Below are 21,297 nucleotides of genomic sequence, written 5' to 3'. Positions count from 1 at the left end.
TATCGAAAAGCCCACCAAATGCGGCCGGTGAGCGAGGCACCCGGCCCCTAAGCCCAAAGATCGCTGCTGCCCCAGTTGTCGCCCCTGCGGCCCCAAGGCATCATCCAGTGGCGGCCGACTTGGCTGTTTGGAAGACGCTCAGGGGGAGCGACGACATGCGCTTGGAAGCAATCAGCATCACCAACTTCCGCTGCTATGGGGAGGAAGTCCGGGTCGAATTGGACGACTTGACGACCTTTGTGGGCCGGAATGACATCGGCAAATCCGCCATCCTGGAAGCGATGGAGATCTTCTTCAACGCGGATGTCGTGTCCATGGAACAAGGGGACGCTCATGTCCACAACGTGGACAAGACCGTTTCAATCACGTGCGAGTTTTCGGATCTGCCGCCGACGCTGACGTTGGACGCGGGTGCAGAGACGACGTTGGCCGATGAATACCTTTTGACCCAAGACGGGCGGCTGAAAGTTCGCAAGTCCTACGACTGCTCCAGTAAGAAGCCAACCGCAGAGGTATTGGTCCTTGCGTTCCACCCCACCGCTGCCGATTGCGACAACCTGCTGGAGCTAAAGGAGAAGGACCTTCAAAAGAAGGTGAAAGACCTTGGCCTGGCGGTTGCACTGAAGGGAAACCCCGGCATGCGTCGCGCGCTCTGGACGGCCGCTGGTGACCTAAAACTTCAAGAGGTGGCGATCGCGGTGGGTAAGCCCAAGGAGGACGTCAAGCGCATCTGGGACCAGATCGAGCCCCACCTTCCGATGTTTGCGCTTTTCCAAAGCGATAGGAGCAGCCGCGACTCCGACAGCGAGGTCCAGAGCCCCATGAAGGCGGCCGTAGCCGCCGCGATTGCAGAGGTCCAAGACGACATCGCTCGAATCCAGGCCAAGGTGCGGGAGAAGGCAGAGGAGATAGCAAAGAACACGCACAGAGCTCTGGCCACCATTGACCCGAGCTTGGCGAGCGAGTTGACGCCCGAGTTCAGTCCGCCGACCCCCGCCAAGTGGCAGGGGCTGTTTTCGCTTGGGTTGAACACGGACGACGGAATTCCATTGAACAAGCGAGGTAGCGGTGTGAGGCGGCTCGTGCTGGTTAGCTTTTTCAAAGCCGAGGCCGAACGCCGGCTCAAGACGAGCACTAAGCGCAGCATCATCTATGCGATTGAGGAGCCCGAAACCGCGCAGCACCCAAATAACCAGCGTATTCTTATCGACTCTTTCAGAATGCTATCCGAGGACCTGGGCTGCCAGGTCGTGTTGACCACACACAGTCCCGGTTTCGCTTCGGCGCTGCCCCAAGAGAGCATTCGTTACGTTTCTCGCCATGCCGATACCAGAAAGCCGCAGATCGAGTCGGGAGTCGATGTGTTCGGTCGGGTTGCAGAGGCGCTGGGCGTCACCCCTGACAGCCGTGTCCAGGTGCTCGTGTGTGTCGAAGGGCCGACGGACGTATTGGCATTGAAGGCTCTTTCCAGAGCACTCCACCAAGCAGACCCTCGCGTGCCCAACTTTGCGTCCGATGATCGCATCGCCTTCGTGGTGTTGGGCGGGGGCAACCTTGAGCACTGGGTCAATCATCATTACCTACGCGCGCTCATGAAGCCCGAAGTGCACATCTACGATAACGACGTCGCCAAATACGCAGATTCCGTGGGCCAGGTCAATGCTCGCCAAGACGGCTCTTGGGCCGTCCAGACCATCAAGCATGAGATCGAGAGCTATCTACATCCTGACGCTATTTTCCAGGCCTTCGGGATCAACATCGATGTCCACGATCACCCGGTGGACAACAAGGCCACGCCGAAGCTCTTCGGGGAGGCCTACTCGGCACATGTCGGGCATGGGGCACCGTTAGGAGACAACAAGGCCAAGGCCAAGCTGGCCCAGCAAGCGTTCCCGTGCATGACTCCTGAGATGCTGGATGCACGAGACCCCGGTGGAGAGGTCCGCGGCTGGTTCGGACGCGTGGCTTTGATGTTGACGTGACCAGCGAATCGGAAACGGGGGCATCGATGGCTACCTTAGCGCCGCTTCCTTCGTGGCAGCGGCCTTCCCCGGTGGCTGTCATCTTAAGAGTATGACAACAGAACTGAGGCATTAAGATCCAGTGAACCACGAGCGGCATGCTACTCACTTGGGTGGATTGGTGGGCAACCTCAAGACCCTTGAAATGTTGATCCGACTTGCATTGGCGCAACGCGAGGGGTCGCCTGCGCGTAATACCTACGGCGACGACTTCAGGAATGCTCCCGTTGGAACGCCCATTCCGCTGAGCGACTTCAGCAACTTCCATTCTTTGAACAAGCTCATCGATGAATTCAATAAGTCGTTTCCTCGCAGCCCGCTGGACAAGGATCTGATTAAACTTCGCGACGCGCTTGCACACGGCCGAGTTTTCAAAGGGCCGAAGGAGGCAGATTTTCGCATAGTCAAGTTCTCCAAGCCGTCCAAGACGGGCGTTGTGATTGAATACAGTGCGGTCATGGACGAAGCGTGGTTCGTCCAGAATAAGGCTTGGGTTGCATCGGCGGTGAAAACAGTAGGAGACACGTTCAACCGCACCCCGGCGGGCTCAAAGCTGCGCACAGGTGGGCGCGGATCCAACCAAACTTAGCTGCTCACACCTGAAACGGTCAGCTCACTATTGCGTCCGACTACCGAAGCGAAACCCGGGACCTGTTCTAGTCCGTGGAAGAATAGTGCCTCATCACCTCCCGAGAAGAACATCGGGCCTACGAAACGCCTGAGTTAAGCCGCGCCGCGAAGCGGCGTCGGCTTGGACGAATTGTTAGGCGCTACTGCTTGAATCCCAAGTGCCATTTCGAACCTTTTGCTGGATGAAGCGCTCCACCTTGCTTTTAAGTTGGGCATGCGATTCATCATGCTCGCCTAACGAGCTTTTGCAGCTATCGCAAGAAAAGCCAATTCTGTCAATGAAGTTGTAGCTACTCGCCTGGTATGGGAACACTTGGAAGTCGCAGTTGGGGCAAAAGCTATTGAGGTTGCTTATGTGGCCGTCAACATATCGCCAGCGCCAGCGGAGACCGAAAAACTGGTCTGCGGTGTAGTTTTCCCAGGACGCAGATGTGCCGGATTCTCTGCGGACAAGTGTCCAAGCTCCAGCGAGGAGAAGAAGAATCGTTGGGGCAACGCCGAGGAAGAGCAGGCCCAATACCCAATGTGAAACATAGCTGGATGCCGTCAAAAAGCCCCAGGTGGAAGCTGCCAAGCTGGTGACTTTGGGCCAGTAACCGAAAAAGTAATTGCCGACAAAGCCAGCAATGGCAATTACTCCTGCGGCAATGACCGCGCTCCAAACGGGATCTTTCCAGATGCTCCTGATCATCGCATGATGTTTGGTTGTGGCGCCTAACGCCTGAATTAATCCGCGCCGCGAAGCGGTGTCGGCTTGAATGAATTGTTAGACATCTGATTAATGAGGCAAGATTGTATTGAGCTGGCCGCGAACATTGCAGCCGTAGTCTTCCCTCAATGAAAGCACCTTGTGTCCGACTCGATTCCGAAGGGCATCAAGTTCATGACGCTGCGTGCTTGAGTACCGGCTGGTGCGATTCATGTACTCACGGCACTCATCGACAAGGTCCTTGATCAGCGCTTTGAGCTTGGAGTCGTATCGGATTTTCTTGCGAAGTTCTGATAAGTCTTGGCGGAGGCGCTCAATGGAAAGCGAAACATGCTGAGACACTTCAAGATGGTGATCAACGAAAAGAGCACCGTGGCTTTCAAGGAGATCAACAACATCTTGGGCAACTTGCCCCTCTTCAGTGAACCTTCTAAGTAACGGAACAGGGCTGCGGTGCGAGTGGAGAAGGGATCTTATTAACTCTTCGTGGGATTTCTTCCACCCAACTAGCGTGGCTTCCGGGAAGTCGGCCCCGTTGTTTTTGTCAATAAGGGTGTGGCAACTTGCACATAACCAAATCCCGTTTTCGACCTTTGCTCTGGCCTCATTCGACATAAGATCGTCGTATCGGGCTTGTCCCTTCTTCTTTGCAGAAATATGGGCTGCCTCACCAATTTTTAACTTTAGAGGTCCGTTCCCATCTGAAGGACCGACTGTGATTGTCAGGCAGCTAGGATTGTTGCAGATCAGGCCGGATCGGAAGGCCAAGGTTTCGATCGTTTCTTTTGAGAAGTCTGGGGCTGCCAAGATTGTCTCCAGATGTCTAACTATCTAATAGACGGACCCGTGGGTCCGGTTATACGGCTTATTCACAAAGCGCCGCATGGTGGGCTTTGCCCTTGACACAGCTCGATCTTAGGGCAGCGGGGGCCGGCTAACAAGCCAGCGTATAACCGGACCCAGCGCCAGGCTCGGCGGCGGCACCAATGGCCGCTATGGGTCGCGTAACGTCCTGCGGCCAAGAGCGGAGATATTCCCGAATGATGGCAGCCTTCAAACTCAGACGAGTCAACATCCCGTCTATACAAAAATCCACACACGCCCATTTACGATCCAGTTTGAGCGGCAACTCCCTCAGGCGTAACGCGAATCCCGTTTATACAAAAATCTGCTCACGCCTCCCTCCACCAAACTGCTCCCGCCCAGCACAAAGCCCAGTCTCACCTGGTGATTCACCCGTTCCGCAGACTGGCTTAGACCTCCGTGGATCGCCCAATGTCCGGCCGCAAACACCACTACCTGCCCCAGCTCATCCAACGGCCATTTGCCTACCGACAGCGAGGTAAGGAATTCTATGTCCACGCTCACCACCGGACCCGGGGGCGTTTCACGCCCAACACCAGCGGGCTGGGCAAGGAGCTGGACTTCTACGGCGGCCCGGAGGACACCAGCCTGGACGACGCCATTACCCATGGCGAGGACGCACTGGCCGAGACCGTGCAGGCCATCAATAGGGGGGATGTCGTTACCCCCATGGACGCCGCTACTCTCATCTCCGCCCTCGCCTTCCGTACCAAATCTATGCGGGAAGCCCTCGTAGAGATGTTCCCGTCGATCGTGGAAGGGCTGCGTACCACGCTCCTTGATCCACTGAGCGTGCGCCGCGAGCTCATGGCCAGCCTTACTGATCCGAAGGAGCAGAAGCGCCTGATCAATGAACAGATCGAGGCGACGTTTGGCCAGCTTCCTCGGGAACAGTGAATCGCCTGGGCTTTTGTAGACACTCTTCAACCGTTTAGTGCGCACCAAGTCGCCCAGTTACTTCTAGACAGCCTTGGTTCCTTGGGTCGCATGACGCCCCTGCGGCCATGAGCGGACCTTAATGAAGGAGCGCTTTCTGCTGGATCCACCCAACGAACGGAGTGGAGACCGAAGCAACACTCCCCCCGCCAGCTCCCCATACCGGCGGCGGCATGTCGGCTCGATCGATCAATTGGCCGCTTCTGACGGCCATTCCTCCGGAACCAGCGCGGGCGGCTTGGTCCACGGTTCCTCGACCAGCGCGTCCTGGAACCACTGATCACGCAGGTTCGCATGCTCAGTGACGATCAACTGGAAACCTGGGACATCTTCCTGCGTGAACTTCAGCAGCAACTCGAACAGCCGACGCACTGCATCGAGATCGGCGTCATTTTCCGTCTTCTGCACCGAGCCGTCGGCGTCCCTGTAGACCTGCTCGGAGGGGAAGTAGACCTGGGTTGGTTGGTCGATCAACAGGAAGCGCGGAATCGGACGGTTGTTCTGCGCCGCAAAGAGATGCAGAGCAAGCAGTGCTGACAGGTGGTAGGCCAGATGGTTCTCGCCGCCACCGGTCCTACCCATCGGCACAGGACGCTCGGGTCGATCGAAGATGATCGTCAACTGCGGCAGGTTGAGCCGTGCAGGGTAAGGGCCGAACTCGGCGTGAAACTTCTGGATGTATCGCGACACCTGTGCAGAGATGTTGCTGAGGATCGAGGTCAGGCGCTCATTGCTCTCGTCGGCGCCGACCTGCTCCTCAAGCTGCTTGACTTTGTTGCTGAGACGGCGATTCTCTGCTTCAAGTTTGACAAGATCCTCATTCGGGAGGAGCGTTTCCAGAAACAGGCTGATACGGCCGACCACACGTGCGGCTGCGTTGTTGCGGGTGCCCATCTGGGCGATGATTTCGTTGGCCGAGATCGCCGCAGACAACTCAGCTTCCTTCTGCCTGATATCGCTCGCGATCCCGTCCACCTTGCTGGTCAATTCGGCGAGGTAGGCTTCGAGCTTGGGGCGCTGGCCGGTGGCGATACGCAACTCTTTGTCGAGCGATTCCAGCTCCTTGAGCAGGACGACGGCGACCGGGGACTTCAAGGCCAAGTTTTGCTCGCTAAACGGCCATTGCCATTCGCCGCTGTCGGGATCTTTCGGGAGCGCCTTGATCGAGGCCAGCCGGTCAATCTGTTCGGCAGCTTCGTTTTCGTAGCCGCCCGACCGCTTAGCGAACTGTCGTGCCGCGTCGATCCTGGTCTGGGTATCACGGCGATCCTGACGCAACCGGGCCAGTTCATCTTCCAGAAGCGAAACTCGGCTGCCGTCGTCGTCTGGCACCGTTTCGGGCTTCCACGACAGCGCCAACCTCAATGCGTCGACGATCCCGTCGGCATTCAGGTTCTCGTCGGTATTGCTGATGACTCCGACCGTCTTTGCTTCCGAGTAGAGGCCGATAGCTTGTTCATGCGACGTGTCGACGGCGTCGCGCGCCTGCTCTAGCTTCTTGTTGCTGATCCGCAGATCGCGCTGCGCTATGCGCAGCTTGGATTCCAGCTCGTAGCGATCGTGCGAGGAGACGCCGAGCAGGATTGGCAGCGTGTCGCGGATCGCCTGCGGTTGGAACTGCTCGTTCTGCCGATAGAAAAGTTGGTCTTTATTGGCAACCAGTCCCTGCTTCTGGAACAAGTAGTAGAACGTGTGCTTGACGTTCGCATCGTAGCTGTCGCGGCTGTGTTCAAGCGCGACTTCCGTGCGGTTCTCGGGAATGCCGAGCAGGCGCGACAGCAGTTCGACGATGCTGACGTCGTCGGTGTTGACCGCCAGATCCTTGAACTCGGGCGCCTGCAATTGAGCCCCCCTTCGCAGCATTGCCGTGCTGCAGCTGGCGCCTCCGCCGGGCGGGGTCGGCTTGGCGACCAGCACCTGTTCTTGCTCGAACTGATAGATCACGGCGAACCAGGCCACCTTGTCGCGAATGATGCCTTCGGGGACGTTGAACGAGGAACGTCCCATGCAATATTCGATGATCTCGGAGAGCGCAGACTTTCCGGTGGAGGATCGACCCGTGATGACGTTGAGTCCGTCCACCTTGAACTGGAGGTCACGGCGCTGGCCGTCATGGCTGTAGATGTGGATGGATCTGATCTTCATGGACGAATCCCGAAAGTCGTGTAAACGGTCGCTCGGTCGGCGATGCGTGCAAATTCCTTTCCGATGATGCGTGCCACTTTCTGGCACGCAACGGTTTCGGCGGTTCCATCGACGCTTTTGCGGACCTTCTTGGGTACGGTCTGGATGCGACCGTCGTCCGCGACGGCGATGCAGCCCCTTTCCATCAGCAGACCGAACCCCTCGAAGGCATACGGCAGCATCTGCGTAACCCGGTCGGTGAAGCCCACCATGATTTGCTGGTTCTTCTCCGCGGTCTTGAGCAGGTAACTGCGTGGACTGCTAGCGATCACCTCGCGTGAGTCTTTATGCAGGCACAGGGGCAGCACAAGCAGCGACAGCGAAAATGGCATGCCGCGAGCGTCTTCTTCTTCGTAGCCGTGCAGGGCGCGGAACAGGACCAAGCCGCAGAATGCAGGGTTGAATAAGTTCCGAATTTCAAAGGGGCGCTGATCCCATCGCTTCACGAGGCCACCCCCAGCACCTCGCCAAGGCGGTCCAGGAATCTGGGATGCCAGTAGACCTTGGGTTCTGGCATGGCATCCGCCAGGATGTGGAAGCTGCCGCGAAGGACATAGGGTTCCGTCACCCGTGCGCGAATGCGTAGGGATTCGATCTTCCCTGTCTCAAATTCCGCCCAGTTGTAGAGGGTTGCGCCGGCTTCGCGCAGTGCTTCTTCCGCGCTGTCGTCCTTCAGCTTCTCGAAAGCGACATCCTTGTAGCGCCCCCACTCATCGGTGAGGCGATCTTCGTACTCTTCGACTTCTCCCAACACAAGCAGGTTCTCGCGCGCCCAGGCCGATCGTTGCTCGAACGCGCGGTAGTAATCCAGAATCGCGCTCCTGATCCGATTGGAGGAAATGCCGATCTCGCGAAGTTGCGCCACGAACAGGCGCGGGTCGGCATCAGTGTCGATCTCGTCAGCGGGCACCTTTCCTCGGAACGTGATAGGCAGGTTGTCCGCCTTATATTCCTCGGCGAAGTTCGAGAGCTTGTCCGAGACTTCGTAGCCGAAGATCCCTTCCGACTTAGCGCCAGTCAACTGCTTGATCACTGCGTCGGTCCACCAACCCTCCAGCCGCTCGAAGACGAACTCACGATGCTCGCGTCGGATGCTTCGCATGTGCTTGTCCCTTATGAGCGCCGGGATGTCACCGATGCGTGGGCTGCCATCGAGGATCAGGATGCGTTCGAGAAAATCTTGTTTTTCGGGTTCACTCAGTTCGTTGAAGGCTGTGACGATCGGCGCGATGAGTTTTGATGTCGATCCGGCAAGTGCGGTATTGGCCAATTCGGTCAGCGTTGTCGTATCACCGGAGGCTGCGGGCTGTTCGGGGAGAAGACGGGCAAGGAACGAGCCGGTCGATACCGTACCGGTGGTGAACAGAAAGAACCGCAGGTTCGATGCGACGCGGCCATCCCGCTTGTACCGCGCCAACCAGATGTTGACGGACTTCCAAAAATCCGTCGACAGGTCAGTCAACCTATCGCCAATCGCCTTGTGTTTGAGCGAAGCCAAGGACTTACCACCGTCGCCATCGACAAAGTCGAGGTCGTCGTCCTTTTCCAGGAAGATTGCAGTGTCTTCCGGCAACTGAAGCAGTTGTAGCAGCGCGAGACGTGCCTGGTAGATATATCCCAGACCTTGCTCGCCGGCTGAAAACTTATCGGTGGGCACCTCGGCCATGCCTAGTCCTTGTGCTAGTTCTTGAAGATCAGGAACGACGATAGACCCAGGCTACATAGCGCATCTTCCGATGCGTCATGTCTTACTCTATTTCCCCTGACTATGGCCGCAAGCCCGCCCCTACCTGTCCATTCTAGGAAATAATAGCAAATCGCCATAGCCAGGGAGTCAATTTTGTATTCCTGTTGGGGCGGCGAGGAAACGCCAAGGCAGCCACTCGGCGATCCTACACCCGGATCGCAGCAGCCAATTCCGAAGTAGTGATTACCAGCGTTACCTGGCAGCCAGTGACCTGGTGTGCTCAATGAGCGCGGCGGGCCAATGCGGCGACAACGCCGCATGCGAAGGCTTCTTCGGCTTGTTCAAGCACAAGCAAATCTACCGCATGACATATCCAACACTCGAAGCCGTCTCAACTCGCTCATTCTTCTTTCCCATCTCAACCACTATTACACAAGCCACCAGCACACCCCCCAGGAGCGAAACGAATAGCAATACTCGCCGCATCCGCTCTCTAGTCGTGATTTGCCCATTCATGGCGAATCTGTACCGAGAAAAAATCAGGACCGCAGCGGTACAAGTCCATAACCCCGAAACCACGCACACCATCGCCCCAATGCCGCGTACAGATGCGGCAAGTCCGCTACTGAGGACCACGTAGCCTCCGCCGATCATGGCTAGCCCCAAGGCCAAGCACTTCATCAGCTCAATCGTCTCTTTAAGCGCGACAAAAAATTCATCTTCTTTTCTTCCCAGATCAGTGCTTTCAGACAACGCACCCGCTGCCCTGCACTTACCGGAGGAATTACTTGCATCCATGGCTACCGCTCCGAACTGTCGTTACCGATATCTATCGGCCACGCTGGCAGTAAATTAAGACGCAACCTCAGACTGCGCCGAGACAGCTAGGTCGTTAACCGGAATCCGGCCACGACGGCCACATGAAGCCATCTTCTTGCTGCGCACATGCGGCAGACGCCAAGTAGAACCGATGAATCGGACTATCTGATCCGCGGAGGCAGGCAACCACCGCAATGGATAACAGCGTAAAAACGCCTTGCTGGCAACTAAACACGCCGAATTGGCGACCAGGCCCGCTGCACGCATAAAAATAATCTTCAGCCGCTTAATGTGCAACGCAACCCAAGCTCCATCAAGAGTAGCCCTAGCCAGCTTTCGGTCACGCAAGTAGGTTATCTCTCATCTTTGCCCCTTCTCTTAGCCTTGCGCTTTTCGTCCCTAGGCTCCATCGACTTCCGGTTGGCGTAATCCATCCACAACCCCACCCCGCAAAGGATAAGCGCCAAAGCAAGCACGCCCAATGTACCGATCATCGAGAATTTCCTCCGGCCATAGCCGCGCAAGACCAACGGATTCACGCAGTCTACCAGCACAGTAATGATCGGCGACATTAGCCCCTTCGTGCCGGGACCTTATTCCTACCAAATGCGTCTTTCCGGCCCCGCAAGTGCGTCTTTTCGACCCCGCAACTGCGTCTTTCTGGCCCCGCCGCCAACTGAGCTTCTTCTACATCTTCTTTATAGGCCTGGACGACAGCGTCTGCCCTCGATTCACTCGCGGCAGCGGCTGATCCAATAACTCCTTTGTGAGGCCACGCGCATGAGCGTTGTAAGCCCAGGTTACAAACTGCTCTAGCAGCCGTTGATTCTCAGCTTCCAGTCGTTGATTCTCCGCCTCAAGCCGCACCATCCTTTCCACCACCCCCGGACCGCCCAGCCCTCGTCGGCTGCGTGGCTGAGCAGAACTCAACAAAGACTTGCGCTGCACAAATGCTGCGCGAATACGCTCATGCTTATGAAGGGCCTGCCTTGTGTAGCGGCACTGCAAACGGAGAGCAACGGAGTCGATCAATGCCTCCCAAGTCAGCGTGACGTCACTCCACGCATCAAGAATCCTGACAATCTGCTCGATTGCGCCGTCAGTGAGGTTCTTGCCTCGCCGCGCGCCCCTCTTCGTCGCAGACAAGCTCATTCGCCTGCCCCTTGGAGACTACGACGATCTTGAATAGCAGCACCGGCTTGCTTTTCGCTCCCGCGCACACGGGATGGCACATCAGCCACTGCCATCTGGATCGGCGTACCGTCGGGCACCTCCGGATCTTCCATGATGGCCAACAGTTGGGCGAGTCTTTCGACCGCGACGCGGTGATGCTCCATCCATCGATCACTACCTGCATAGCCCGCGCCTGTCGCGGCCTCCGCCTTCTCTTTTAGCCGCATGGCTTCGCCAAGCTGCGCACGCAACCTTGACATTTTCCTTTCGTCGCCCTTTACACAGATCAACTCCTGACAGTTAATGCAGTCCGCATGCAATTGGCATGGAGAAGATGTGTAGTCATGGATGCAGTACCCGAGTTCCGTCACATGTGCCGTCGGGACAACCAGTTGTGCAAAGGCATCTCGCTTGATCAGCGCACGCTTTGGCAACTCGGACAAAGAGCCAAGCATCTGACCAGTACCCACCGCAGATCGGATGCCCTCAAGAATCTGCCTTGGCGACACATGGTCGTATGCTTCGTTCTGGCGCACATCCAGTCGACCAGACCATTTCGCGATGTCCAGTTGGCTTAACCCACCTACCTGAGCCAACGTATTTAAGTAATGTCGAAAGGCATGCGACTTCAGAACGATATGACTACCGTTGGGCTCAGTGAACCCGAAGCGCGAGAAGATCGAATCCAACCCATGCGCACTCCGGCTTCCAAGCCCCGTGTTGATCTGCCCGACACTTACGAGCTCAATCATGCAGCGATACGTACCACGCTGGGCTCCCAGCTCATTTCTGCGAACAACGAACAAGGCTTTCGCATAGGTAACACCCGTCTTCTCATCGAGAGTTGGAAAGCCTCGCGGAAGCAGAGAGATAATAGCCCCTTCAACCTCCTGGAATCTGACATAGAGCGCATTACCCTGCCCCTTCAATCTAACCATGCCAATCCCCTGCGCTTTGCACCATGCATTTGCGCCTACCCGGTCAATCAGACCAATGATCCGCGCAACCTCCTCAAGGGTTAGCCATTCGTTGTTGCGCAGGTGCTCCACGTCCGACGCCAGATAAATCCGGCCAGGATTGCGTTCATACCATTCGGCGACCACTCGCGCTTCCGCTGTGACTTTTCGGATTCGACGCAAAGCGTCCTGCACGACCGGCGCCATTGCTGGCACCATCCACTTCACTCCAGGCTTTGCTCCCTTAGCCGGCCACCAACGCAGGCCGTATGCATCGTCCTTCCCGGGACGCGCTTCTACAACCTCGCAATCTGATGGCAACGTCAAGACTTCACTGATCCGATCGGGAGCCGCCAACATGATTGCAGCAGCTGACGTGGTGATCACGTCCGCGGGCTCTTTGGCCATCAGGAATATTCTTGGCAGAGCGTCAAGAGCAGCTTCTGATGGCAACTTCTCTCTCCTACGTCTATCAGCCTCCGGCCCCACACGCACAGTATCCAGTGGACGTCGTATTGGACTACGCCAACTTGTCCGATTGATTATCAGGGCATTACCTCTCATGAACTCGGAAAGCACCTCTAGCTGTTGCCCTACGCGATAGGCCGCTCCGGCACTGAAGTGCCCCACCACAAGTTGTGCAGCTCGATTGAAGACCGCCTGATCCGCACGCACGGGATCACAATCCCCCTCCTGCTCTGCAAGAGCCGCTGCCAACGCACGGAGTGCGGCGACCCTTGTATGGATGGCTTTAACGGGGCGAATCCCAGAGAGATAGCGGATGTAGGCCTTTGCAAAGCTTCGGAACGGTTCGGGCATCACTGACGGAACAGGATCATTCACTGCAGCCAGTGTTGAGAAATTGATCCGTTCCCGCTTCTTTCCTTTAGCCTTGGTCAAGACCGCGTCAGTCACGTCCCAAGTGTCGCTTTCGAACGAAAGATCCGGACCAAAGACCACAAGCTGATCGCGAGCCAGATCAATAAACTGACGAACGTTTGCCCTGACATCAGCCTCAATACGGGGAACGAAAACGACGATATCAGCCGCCACGATCTCGCTCCTTCTGCCATGCTTCACATCGGCGAACAACTTCCGCTACCGCCAGAATAGTTCTGTCGTTCACTGCCGCAATTCGAGCATCAGCATCTTTGCTCAGACGGTCGCGCTCATCCACCAAATGCTCCAGCACGGCCTGATGGGGCCCATCGACCCAAGGCTCAAAGTTCACACAGGTGTAGCAGGCGATGGGAGCCAGGAAGCCGCAGAATCCGTAGCTTCCGCAGCTACCTATAGGCCTCATGGATGGATCAAAACGTGGATCACATATCCGACTTGTCGGATCGGCATGGCGAGTAGCATGCGACTCATTCTCAATGAGAACACCTGAGAAGGCTTGTGCCATTGGGGCCAGCCGAAATGCGATAGCCTTATCGATTCTCTCGACGATCTCTGGCCGCGCCTCGATATACACACCAACATTCTGTGTGTCGCTATGATCCAGAAGTTCCGCGATGACCAGCTCGCCATGACCTTCCATCGCTGCCCTGGTTGCAAATGTTCGGCGGAAACGTATGGAGCTAATTCGGAGATATTCTCCCGTTCGTTCGGACTTGGCTTGAAGCGGCTCCAACGTCGACTGCAAAAGAGCAGTTATACCGTTCCGAGTGCGATGAAACTGAAAGCCGGCAGGCTCGACATGCGGCCTTGAGGTTGCCGGAAAAAGCGGCGCCTCAGAGGGATCTTCAAGAACACCTTCAAACATTCTTCTAACACAGGCAGCATGCTCTACAAGCAATTTGCCGATCTGCGGTATAACCAAGCGATCCCTAAACGCGCTTCTTACGAGCTGCCCTTGCTGCTTAGCTCGTGGCATCCGCAGCAAGTAGATCGGCACACCGCTCTTCTGCTCTACAACAGTGACATCCTTCACCTTCAACGCAGCATGCTGGACCGGGCGCTGCCCTAGCAGCATGAAAAGATATGTCAATACGTAACCTTCCCTAGAGACATCGCCCCTCTGATAGGCTCGATCCAGAGCCCTTTGCAGCGCCTCCAACTCGATGTCTGTGAACGGGCCTTCGTGAGGATCATGAGTCAGTACCGCACGCCCCTTCTTAACGCCAGGATTTCTAATTTGCTTAAGAAGGACATATGCCTGCCCTGAAACTCCCGCGTAGCCAAACTCATGCCAGCGCCGCAACAGAGTTGACAACTGACCGAAATGCCAGAGATTCCGTACATCCAATGAAACTCTATAATTAATAAGATCAGTGTCGCTGAACTCAGCAACCGGACCACCTCTACTCTTTCCAACGTGCAATGCGAATCTAAGTAGCTGTTGGAACATCAACTTTAGGTGGCCGGATGCCATCCTTTCCGCGTACCACACAAGTACTGCTTTGGCCGAGGCTTCCAATTCTCTTGAAAGACAGAGATTCGAGAATCGAAGGCTGATCACCTCGGAGACGTCTCGATACATCCAGTGATCGAGCTGGGGATTGAATCCCACCCCACTCGGTGTCTCCACCCAAGCTGGCAGAGACAGAGGGTCCTCAAACCTGATACGACCCACCTCATTCATCCTTACTGACCTCAGCAAGAACCTTTTCCTGCATTGCGAGCGAAGCTTCTCTCGCCCTTCTACGAATGTGACGCCTCGTATATACCGCAGCATGATCAGACGTTGGCGACCATCCCATCAGGTAGCTTCGGTATTTCTGCTCCTCGGCCGACGCCACCCTAGCCGCATCCATCTGTCTAGAGAACATGTCATTCCATGTATGTCGTAGAAGATGCGGTGAAAGCTCCTTTGGCAAGTCTGGACACGCGATGCGCAGCACCTCAAAAACCTTCTCTGCAGCAGCAACAGTAAGCGGCTTCCCACTGCGACTGGCCGCGAACAGAAAGCCATGCATCTTTGAATTCGGCAAACCCGATCTATGATCAAGAATGTACGCGTTAGTTTGAGCAAGGAGATCTTTCTGCAGTTGAAGAACCCTTGCTCGAGTTTTGGTTTGAGGTTGATTTCGTCTAGGATCCCCTGGGTCATCTGCGCGACGATGGATTGTGACTTCGCCCAATCGGCTGTCGATATCTGAGTTGCGCACCCCAAGCGCTTCTCCAATTCTCAATCCAAGATTCAACAGCCAACGCACCAGAAGCGCATTGCGATAGCGAGCGTGCTCATCGCGCCACGGGTTGTCGGTGCTCGAAGGATCGGTCACACGCAGCAGTTCTTGCACCTGCCTGTCGGATAGCCCCTCCCGCTCAACTCCGAGGCCGGCGGCCGGCAAGTAACGCATCCGACTATCCAATGCTCTGAACGTGATCTCCGTAGCGTTCTGAAAGCGGGCAAGGAATGCGTTTGAGACGCCATTTCGACTTCGACGATCATCCGCCAACCAAGCAAGATAGCTACGGATATACAACAGGCGCGTCGACGCCACTTGAGGGGCCACTTCTTTTAGGCGTTGTCCATGTGGCTTGGTACGCACGGCCTCCTTTGCTAGGACCGGCTTCTTGCTTTGAGTGCAAGAGACAGTCGTCCTGGAGCCGAGCTGCGCCAACGGTTGCCGGCTACTACGTATGAGCCCCTCAACCTCAGCAACCGAAAGAAGTTCCCCATACTCCAGACGACTGTCGATGTCGATCCGACGTGCAGCCAAGAAATGTTCAAGAACCACGATCGCACGTAGCACGTTGCTGATCGTGTTAGTTGAGAGATTTCTACCGCGAACCTGAGTCAGCGCAAACACGGTGGGGCGAAAGAGCGGGCATCCATGCTCATCCAGCAGTACCGGAAAGCGTTCGCCAGAGGCGAACACGACGATCCGAACACGAAATGCCGGCTCCATCGTTTACATCCTCTACTGCTAGAAGATTGGCCTCAGACTAGCAAGAAGAAAAAATCTCCGCGTAAACATAAAAACCCCGGTAAGTACAATGACTTACCGGGGTTTATTTGCATCACTGCATTATTAAAAATTAGAACGGAATGTCGTCGTCGGCGAAGTCGTCCATCGGCGGCGCCGCCGGCTGCTGTGCCGGTGCCGGCCGCTGAGGACGCTGGCCGCCATAGCCGCCGCCCTGGTCCGCATTGCCGTAACCGCCCTGCCCGCCCTGGCCGCCGCCCTGCTGGCGCGGGGCCGCCTGGCGCTGCGGACGCTCGCCGCCGTAGCCACCGCCGCCACCGCCCTCGCCGCGGCCGCCGAGCATCTGCATCTCGTTGGCGACGATGTCGGTGCTGTACTTCTCCACGCCGTCCTGCCCGGTGTACTTGTCGTAGCGGATTTCGCCCTCGACATACACCTGCGACCCCTTGCGCAGGTACTCGCCGGCGATCTCGCCGAGCTTGCCGAAGAACACCACGCGATGCCATTCCGTGCGTTCCTGGTTGTTGCCGTCGCGGTCCTTGCGCACGCTGGTGGTGGCCAGGCTGATGCGCGTCACCGCCATGCCGCTCTGGGTGTACTTCACGTCCGGGTCGTTGCCGAGGTTGCCGACCAGGATGACTTTGTTGATGCCGCGGGCCATGGGATTCGCTCTTTGCGTTGGATGCCGGAAGTCGCGCCGGGGCCGCTCGCGGCCGGCGCACGTGGTCCCCGGCGCACGCGCCCGGGGGACCGGACACAGGATACTAGCATCGTGCCCGCCACACCCGGCCGGCGCGCTGGCGCGGGCGGTTCACCGACCGCCGGCCGCGCGGTTTCCCGGGGGAGTGCACCGGACCGGGCGCGGCCTGCGTGGCCACCGGCGCCGGCAGCGCTCAGCCGAAGTCCTTCAGCAGTTCGCCCACCCCCGCCGGGGAGAGCTCCAATCCCAGCGTGGCGCCGGGATTGACCACCACCCCGTAGCCGCCGGGCACCCGGTGCAGCACCTCGCGCATCGTCCAGCGCACGGTGTGCGGCGCCTGCTGCGCGTGGTTCCCCACCCGCGCCTCGTGGGTGAACACCGCCACGTGCAGCACGCCCTGCTTGTCGAACAGCAGCGGGTCGAAGCCGCTGCCGTCGGGCGTGACCAGCCGGCCGGTGAGCAGCACCACCTGCGACCCCACGAACGCCTCCATGAACGCCCTGATCGGCACGCGGCCGTCCATGGCGGCCTGCAGCAGCGTCTCGACCGGGGTCTGCGGGGAGGAAACATTCATGGCGGTGGCAACGACGGCGGGGGGCGACGATTCTAGCCGCCCCGTGCTCACGCCCGCCTGCCGGCGCCACCGCCTATACTTCCCCCACGCCCCACGACTGCATCGCATGAGCATCGCCGAAGACCTCCGCCCCGCGCTGGGCCTGCCCGCCATCCAGACCCTCGCCGCTGCGGACATGGCCGCGGTCGATGCCCTGATCCGCCGCCGCCTGTCCTCGGACGTGGTGCTGATCAACCAGATCGCCGACCACATCATCTCCGCCGGCGGCAAGCGGCTGCGGCCGATGCTGGTGATGCTCGCCGGCCACGCGGCCGGGGGCGCCGGCCCCGAGCACCACCAGCTGGCGGCGATCATCGAGTTCATCCATACCTCGACCCTGCTGCACGACGACGTGGTGGACGAATCCGACCTGCGCCGTGGCCGCAGCACCGCCAATGCGCTGTGGGGCAATGCACCGAGCGTGCTGGTCGGCGACTTCCTGTACTCGCGCAGCTTCCAGCTGATGGTCGAACTGGACCGCATGCCGGTGATGCGGATCCTCGCCGACACCACCAACCACATCGCCGAGGGCGAGGTGCTGCAGCTGCTGCATGTCCACAACCCGGACACCGACGAAGCCGCCTACCTGCGCGTGATCGAGCGCAAGACCGCGGTGCTGTTCGCCGCCGGCACCCGCCTGGGCGCGCTCGCCAGCGGCGCCGGCGAAGCCGTGCAGCAGCAGCTGTACGACTACGGCATGGCGCTGGGCTACGCCTTCCAGATCGCCGACGACGTGCTGGACTACTCGGCCAACGCCGAGGAACTGGGCAAGAACCTGGGCGACGACCTCGCCGAGGGCAAGGCCACGCTGCCGCTGATCCATGCCATGGCGCACGCGGACGATGCTACCCGCCAGCGCCTGCGCGGGATCGTGCAGGACGGTGATGCCGGCGCGATGCCGGAAGTGCTGGCCGCGATCCACGCCACCGGCGGCCTGGAATACAGCCGCCAGCGCGCCGTGGCCTATGCCGATGCGGCCGGCCGGGCACTGGACGGGCTGCCCGAGAGCGAGGCGGTCGCCGCCCTGCGCGGTCTGGCCCGTTACGCGGTCCAGCGCAGCCACTGACCCATGGCCGGCGAGCACTTCAGCGCCCAGGAACGCGCCGTGCTGCTGGCGGTCAAGGGCGTCGGCGCCACCGTGGTGGCGCGCCTGGAGCAGCTGGGGTTCGGCTCGCTGCAGCAGCTGGCCGGGGCCGAGCCCGGCGACATCCTCGCCCAGGCCGCGGCGATGCTCGGCAGCACCTGCTGGCGCAACAGCCCGCAGGCACGTGCGGCGATCGAAGGCGCGGTCCAGGCCGCGCGGCGGCAGGCGCCGCCGCGCTGAGGGCCGCGGCCGCCCGCGGCCTCAGTGGATGCCCAGGCCCGGAATCGTACTGATGCTGTCCGGGTCGAAGCCCGCCAATCCGGCGAAATGGCGGCCACGCGCCACATAGTCCGTGTAGGCGCCGAAACTTGGCGCTCCCGGCGACAGCAGCACCACGCCCCCCTCCCCGCCCAGCGCGGCACGCGCCAGCGCCACCGCCTGCGGCAGGTCGCGCGCGGCATGCAGGCCGAAGCCGCGCGCCTCGGCCAGCGGTTGCAGCAGGGCATGGATGCGCGGGCCGTTGCCGCCCAGGGTGACGATCTCCAGCGGGGCGTGCCCTTCCATCCGCGCGGCGAAGCCGTGCCAGTCGAGCCCGCGGTCGTGGCCGCCGACCAGCAGCGCGATGCGCTGCCCGGCAAAGCACTCCAGCGCCGCCAGGGTGGCATGCGGGGTGGTGCTGATGGAATCGTTGACCCAGCACAGGCCATCGCGTTCGCCCAACCGTTGCAGGCGGTTGGGCAGTGGCCGGAAGTGGCGGGCCGCCGGTGCCAGCGCCACCGCGTCCAGTCCCAGCGCCTCCAGTGCCGCCAGCACCGCGCACAGGTTGCCGCGGTTGTGGCGGCCCGGCAGCGGCGTGTCCGCGGTATCGAACACCGGCCGGTCGCCGCGGTGCACCACCTCGCCGACCATGTGCCAGCCGTCGGGCTGGTTGAACCACACGACCCGGCTGTGCGGCAGCCGCAGCGCCCGCAGACGGGCATCGGCGGCATTGAGCACCGCCACGCGCGGATGGCCGTCGGTCACCAGCGACAGCTTGTCGTCGATGTAGCGCTGCTCGCTGCCGTGCCAGTCCAGGTGTTCGGGAAAGAGGTTCAGCACGATCGCCACCTCCGGCCGCGCGCCGCTGCGCGCGACCTCGGCGGTCTGGTAGCTGGACAGCTCCACCGCCCAGTAGTCCGGCGCCTGCGGCGGATCCAGGACTTCCAGCAGGGGCAGGCCGATGTTGCCGGCCAGGCCGGTGCGGTGCCCGCCGGCGCGCAGCAGGTGCGCCAGCAGCGCGGTGGTGGTGCTCTTGCCCTTGGTGCCGGTCACGCACACCGTACCGGGCAAGGTGCCGTCGGCACGCGCGTGCTCGCCGAACCACAGCGCGCTGCCGCCGATCAGCTGCGTGCCGTGCGCCAGCGCCTGCTGCGCCTCGGGCCGGTACGGGCTGATGCCCGGCGACTTGACCACCACCTCGAAGCGCGCCAGCGCCTCGCCGCTCACCCCGGTCTCCACCTGCAGCGCACCCTGACCCTCGGCGCGCGCGCCCGCGGCTTCGGCCTCCGGGCAGAACAGCGTCAGCGGCAGGCCGGGCAGCCGCGCACGCAGCGCGTGGAAGGCGGCACGGCCTTCGCGGCCCCAGCCCCACAGCGCGACGCGCTTGCCCTCAAGCTGCGAAATCCGCACGCAGGCGCTCCCACAGGGTGGCCGGGATGCGGTGTTCGCCGTCGATCCCCAGCAACGGCTCGAGCCGCAGCTCGTCCGCGGCCAGGGTCGGCTGGATCAGGTTCGCGAACCGCTTGACCAGCGCATCCTCGCGCCACTCCGGGCGCGTGGCCAGTGCGGCCATCGCCGCGCGCGATTCCCGGCCCTCGCCCACGCACTCGAACGGCTTGTGGTCCTGGAATTCCAGCAGCGCGTCGAAACCACCGGCCTGCTCGGCATCGTCGAGCAGGTTGCGGCCGAAGATGCGCACCAGCCGGGTCTTGGGCATGAACGGCGCCAACGCCAGGAACACGAAGTGGCACTTCGGGCAGACCCCGCACCAGCGGTTCACCGGGCGCTCGCCGAGGATGTGGAAATTGCGGTTGCAGCTGGAGAAGTGCGCGTCGTAGTAGTCGTTCCTGGCGAACTGGCGGGCGACCGCCAGCTCCGACAACGGCCGCAGCAGCGAGTAGTAGTGCAGGTCGGCGGCGACATGCCGCTGCACATGCTCGCCGAACGCCTTCTCGAACGCCCAGCCCTTGGACCACTGGTGGTTGACCTCACCGGTGCCGGCAATCTGGCTGCCGTAGCTGGCCGAGCGCTCGTTGGAGAACACCACCTGGTCCACACCCCGCACCAGCGCCGCCAGCACCATGATCGCCGAGTTCACCGCGGTCACCGGGATGTGGCCGTTCCAGGCCCCCTGCCGGTTCAGCTCGAACAGCTCCGGCGCCAGCGTGCGGCCGATGTTGAGCATCGGCAGCCCGGTGCGCTCGGCGCAGGCGCGGATCAGCTGCGAGCCGCCGATCCAGGTGATGGTCTCGGCCACCGCGGCCTTGCGCAGCGCCTCGATGCTGACCAGCGAATCCTTGCCGCCGCCGATGGCGACCAGCGCGTGCCGGCGCAGCCCCACTGCCTGTGCGGGCGCCAGCGGCGCGGCCACCGGCAGACTGAACCGGCCGCGCAGATCCAGCCCGTTGCGGTAGGCGAACTCGCCCAGGCCATGCAGGTAGATGGATTCGACCAGCGCCGCGGTCTCGGCATCGACGGCGTAACTGTCGATGGCCACCCGCGGCGGCACCGCCGCCTTGTAGTAGCTCACGCCGGCGACCAGGTGCAGCAGCCGCAGCGCCCGCTGCACGGCGTCGGCGCGCGCGTCTTCCATCGGGAACGGTGCGCCCGGCACGGTGACGGTCTCGGTCATCTCCGGCCCGTCGTCGAAGGCGTACACCAGCCGCGCCACACCGGTGTCCGCGGCGAAATCGCAGCGGACGAAACGGAAGACGGCAACGGAATCTCGATCAAACATGGGGTTCAGGTCTCCACCCGGGTGGGGATACGCCGCGCGCACGGGCGGCGG

18 protein-coding genes and 1 pseudogene are annotated in these 21,297 nt (G+C 60.2%); 6 read left to right on the top strand and 13 right to left on the bottom strand.

Annotated elements, in window-relative coordinates; all coding sequences use genetic code 11:
- The first annotated feature begins 155 nt into the window (after positions 1-155).
- Both K5L01_RS01850 and K5L01_RS01845 read left to right on the top strand, forming a co-directional pair.
- Positions 156-1,982, top strand: coding sequence for an ATP-binding protein (locus K5L01_RS01850; RefSeq protein ID WP_250061414.1), 1,827 nt, complete (start codon positions 156-158; stop codon positions 1,980-1,982).
- Positions 1,983-2,142: 160 nt separating this feature from the next.
- The gene (locus K5L01_RS01845) at positions 2,143-2,610 is read left to right on the top strand and encodes a hypothetical protein (RefSeq protein WP_250061412.1); all 468 of its coding nucleotides are present in this window, start codon (positions 2,143-2,145) and stop codon (positions 2,608-2,610) included.
- A gap of 174 nt (positions 2,611-2,784) precedes the next feature.
- Here K5L01_RS01845 and K5L01_RS01840 read toward each other — a convergent pair whose 3' ends face one another.
- Positions 2,785-3,342, bottom strand: coding sequence for a hypothetical protein (locus K5L01_RS01840; RefSeq protein WP_250061410.1), 558 nt, complete (start codon positions 3,340-3,342; stop codon positions 2,785-2,787).
- An 87-nt stretch (positions 3,343-3,429) separates the two neighbouring features.
- Positions 3,430-4,167 carry an HNH endonuclease gene (locus K5L01_RS01835; protein ID WP_250061408.1) on the bottom strand — a complete coding sequence of 246 codons (738 nt, stop codon included), beginning with the start codon at positions 4,165-4,167 and terminating at the stop codon, positions 3,430-3,432.
- A 468-nt stretch (positions 4,168-4,635) separates the two neighbouring features.
- Here K5L01_RS01835 and K5L01_RS01830 point away from each other — a divergent pair, with 468 nt between their 5' ends.
- Positions 4,636-5,121: a DUF4238 domain-containing protein gene (locus tag K5L01_RS01830; protein WP_250061406.1), complete on the top strand. Its 486-nt coding sequence runs from the start codon at positions 4,636-4,638 to the stop codon at positions 5,119-5,121.
- A 228-nt stretch (positions 5,122-5,349) separates the two neighbouring features.
- On the opposite strand, the gene K5L01_RS01825 is transcribed toward K5L01_RS01830, so the two are convergent.
- The 3 genes from K5L01_RS01825 to K5L01_RS01815 are packed head-to-tail and all read right to left on the bottom strand — an operon-like array spanning position 5,350 to position 9,010.
- A complete protein-coding gene (locus K5L01_RS01825) occupies positions 5,350-7,305 on the bottom strand; it encodes a DUF3732 domain-containing protein (RefSeq protein WP_250061404.1) in 1,956 nt (651 codons plus the stop codon).
- Positions 7,302-7,790: a three component ABC system middle component gene (locus K5L01_RS01820; RefSeq protein WP_057380189.1), complete on the bottom strand. Its 489-nt coding sequence runs from the start codon at positions 7,788-7,790 to the stop codon at positions 7,302-7,304. The genes K5L01_RS01825 and K5L01_RS01820 overlap by 4 nt, the downstream gene beginning before the upstream one ends.
- Positions 7,787-9,010 carry an ABC-three component system protein gene (locus tag K5L01_RS01815; RefSeq protein WP_250061403.1) on the bottom strand — a complete coding sequence of 408 codons (1,224 nt, stop codon included), beginning with the start codon at positions 9,008-9,010 and terminating at the stop codon, positions 7,787-7,789. Before K5L01_RS01815 ends, K5L01_RS01820 begins: the two co-directional genes overlap by 4 nt.
- Before the next feature lie 190 nt (positions 9,011-9,200).
- On the opposite strand from K5L01_RS01815, the pseudogene K5L01_RS01810 reads away from it, so the two are divergent.
- Positions 9,201-9,437 (top strand): annotated as a pseudogene (locus K5L01_RS01810) (IS3 family transposase); the annotation flags it as partial.
- Between the two features lie 1,100 nt (positions 9,438-10,537).
- Here the strand turns inward: K5L01_RS01810 and K5L01_RS01805 are convergent.
- From K5L01_RS01805 to K5L01_RS01780, 6 genes are all read right to left on the bottom strand, one after another.
- Positions 10,538-11,002: a hypothetical protein gene (locus K5L01_RS01805; protein WP_250061402.1), complete on the bottom strand. Its 465-nt coding sequence runs from the start codon at positions 11,000-11,002 to the stop codon at positions 10,538-10,540.
- The gene (locus K5L01_RS01800) at positions 10,999-13,032 is read right to left on the bottom strand and encodes an integrase (protein ID WP_250061401.1); all 2,034 of its coding nucleotides are present in this window, start codon (positions 13,030-13,032) and stop codon (positions 10,999-11,001) included. The genes K5L01_RS01805 and K5L01_RS01800 overlap by 4 nt, the downstream gene beginning before the upstream one ends.
- On the bottom strand, positions 13,022-14,563 hold the full coding sequence (locus K5L01_RS01795; protein WP_272494028.1) for a site-specific integrase: 1,542 nt from the start codon (positions 14,561-14,563) through the stop codon (positions 13,022-13,024). The genes K5L01_RS01800 and K5L01_RS01795 overlap by 11 nt, the downstream gene beginning before the upstream one ends.
- Positions 14,556-15,836 (bottom strand): tyrosine-type recombinase/integrase, encoded by a 1,281-nt coding sequence (locus tag K5L01_RS01790; protein ID WP_250061399.1) that lies wholly within the window; start codon positions 15,834-15,836, stop codon positions 14,556-14,558. The genes K5L01_RS01795 and K5L01_RS01790 overlap by 8 nt, the downstream gene beginning before the upstream one ends.
- Before the next feature lie 130 nt (positions 15,837-15,966).
- Positions 15,967-16,515: a single-stranded DNA-binding protein gene (locus tag K5L01_RS01785; RefSeq protein WP_250061398.1), complete on the bottom strand. Its 549-nt coding sequence runs from the start codon at positions 16,513-16,515 to the stop codon at positions 15,967-15,969.
- A gap of 232 nt (positions 16,516-16,747) precedes the next feature.
- A complete protein-coding gene (locus K5L01_RS01780; protein ID WP_250061396.1) occupies positions 16,748-17,128 on the bottom strand; it encodes an SseB family protein in 381 nt (126 codons plus the stop codon).
- Between the two features lie 106 nt (positions 17,129-17,234).
- Between K5L01_RS01780 and K5L01_RS01775 the strand changes: the two genes are divergently transcribed.
- Positions 17,235-18,233, top strand: coding sequence for a polyprenyl synthetase family protein (locus K5L01_RS01775; protein ID WP_250061394.1), 999 nt, complete (start codon positions 17,235-17,237; stop codon positions 18,231-18,233).
- A gap of 3 nt (positions 18,234-18,236) precedes the next feature.
- On the top strand, positions 18,237-18,491 hold the full coding sequence (locus K5L01_RS01770) for a helix-hairpin-helix domain-containing protein (RefSeq protein ID WP_250061392.1): 255 nt from the start codon (positions 18,237-18,239) through the stop codon (positions 18,489-18,491).
- Positions 18,492-18,512: 21 nt separating this feature from the next.
- On the opposite strand, the gene murD is transcribed toward K5L01_RS01770, so the two are convergent.
- Together murD and murL are read right to left on the bottom strand one after the other, a co-directional pair.
- Positions 18,513-19,919: a UDP-N-acetylmuramoyl-L-alanine--D-glutamate ligase gene (gene murD, locus K5L01_RS01765; protein ID WP_250061390.1), complete on the bottom strand. Its 1,407-nt coding sequence runs from the start codon at positions 19,917-19,919 to the stop codon at positions 18,513-18,515.
- Positions 19,900-21,246, bottom strand: coding sequence for a UDP-N-acetyl-alpha-D-muramoyl-L-alanyl-L-glutamate epimerase (murL, locus tag K5L01_RS01760; RefSeq protein WP_250061389.1), 1,347 nt, complete (start codon positions 21,244-21,246; stop codon positions 19,900-19,902). The genes murD and murL overlap by 20 nt, the downstream gene beginning before the upstream one ends.
- Positions 21,247-21,297 lie beyond the last annotated feature (51 nt).

It is taken from the genome of Stenotrophomonas mori, from assembly GCF_023556335.1.
In the GTDB taxonomy this organism is placed as follows: Bacteria; Pseudomonadota; Gammaproteobacteria; order Xanthomonadales; family Xanthomonadaceae; genus Stenotrophomonas; species Stenotrophomonas mori.
This window is presented reverse-complemented; position numbering and strand designations above follow the sequence as displayed.

Coding starts and splice junctions, on each gene's coding strand:
- K5L01_RS01770 (WP_250061392.1), top strand. CDS start 18,237: ATGGCCGGCGAGCACTTCAGCGCCCAGGAACGCGCCGTGCTGCTGGCG.
- K5L01_RS01795 (WP_272494028.1), bottom strand. CDS start 14,563: ATGAATGAGGTGGGTCGTATCAGGTTTGAGGACCCTCTGTCTCTGCCA.
- K5L01_RS01850 (WP_250061414.1), top strand. CDS start 156: ATGCGCTTGGAAGCAATCAGCATCACCAACTTCCGCTGCTATGGGGAG.
- K5L01_RS01825 (WP_250061404.1), bottom strand. CDS start 7,305: ATGAAGATCAGATCCATCCACATCTACAGCCATGACGGCCAGCGCCGT.
- K5L01_RS01840 (WP_250061410.1), bottom strand. CDS start 3,342: ATGATCAGGAGCATCTGGAAAGATCCCGTTTGGAGCGCGGTCATTGCC.
- K5L01_RS01790 (WP_250061399.1), bottom strand. CDS start 15,836: ATGGAGCCGGCATTTCGTGTTCGGATCGTCGTGTTCGCCTCTGGCGAA.
- K5L01_RS01830 (WP_250061406.1), top strand. CDS start 4,636: ATGTCCGGCCGCAAACACCACTACCTGCCCCAGCTCATCCAACGGCCA.
- K5L01_RS01775 (WP_250061394.1), top strand. CDS start 17,235: ATGAGCATCGCCGAAGACCTCCGCCCCGCGCTGGGCCTGCCCGCCATC.
- K5L01_RS01815 (WP_250061403.1), bottom strand. CDS start 9,010: ATGGCCGAGGTGCCCACCGATAAGTTTTCAGCCGGCGAGCAAGGTCTG.
- K5L01_RS01780 (WP_250061396.1), bottom strand. CDS start 17,128: ATGAATGTTTCCTCCCCGCAGACCCCGGTCGAGACGCTGCTGCAGGCC.
- K5L01_RS01805 (WP_250061402.1), bottom strand. CDS start 11,002: ATGAGCTTGTCTGCGACGAAGAGGGGCGCGCGGCGAGGCAAGAACCTC.
- K5L01_RS01785 (WP_250061398.1), bottom strand. CDS start 16,515: ATGGCCCGCGGCATCAACAAAGTCATCCTGGTCGGCAACCTCGGCAAC.
- murL (WP_250061389.1), bottom strand. CDS start 21,246: ATGTTTGATCGAGATTCCGTTGCCGTCTTCCGTTTCGTCCGCTGCGAT.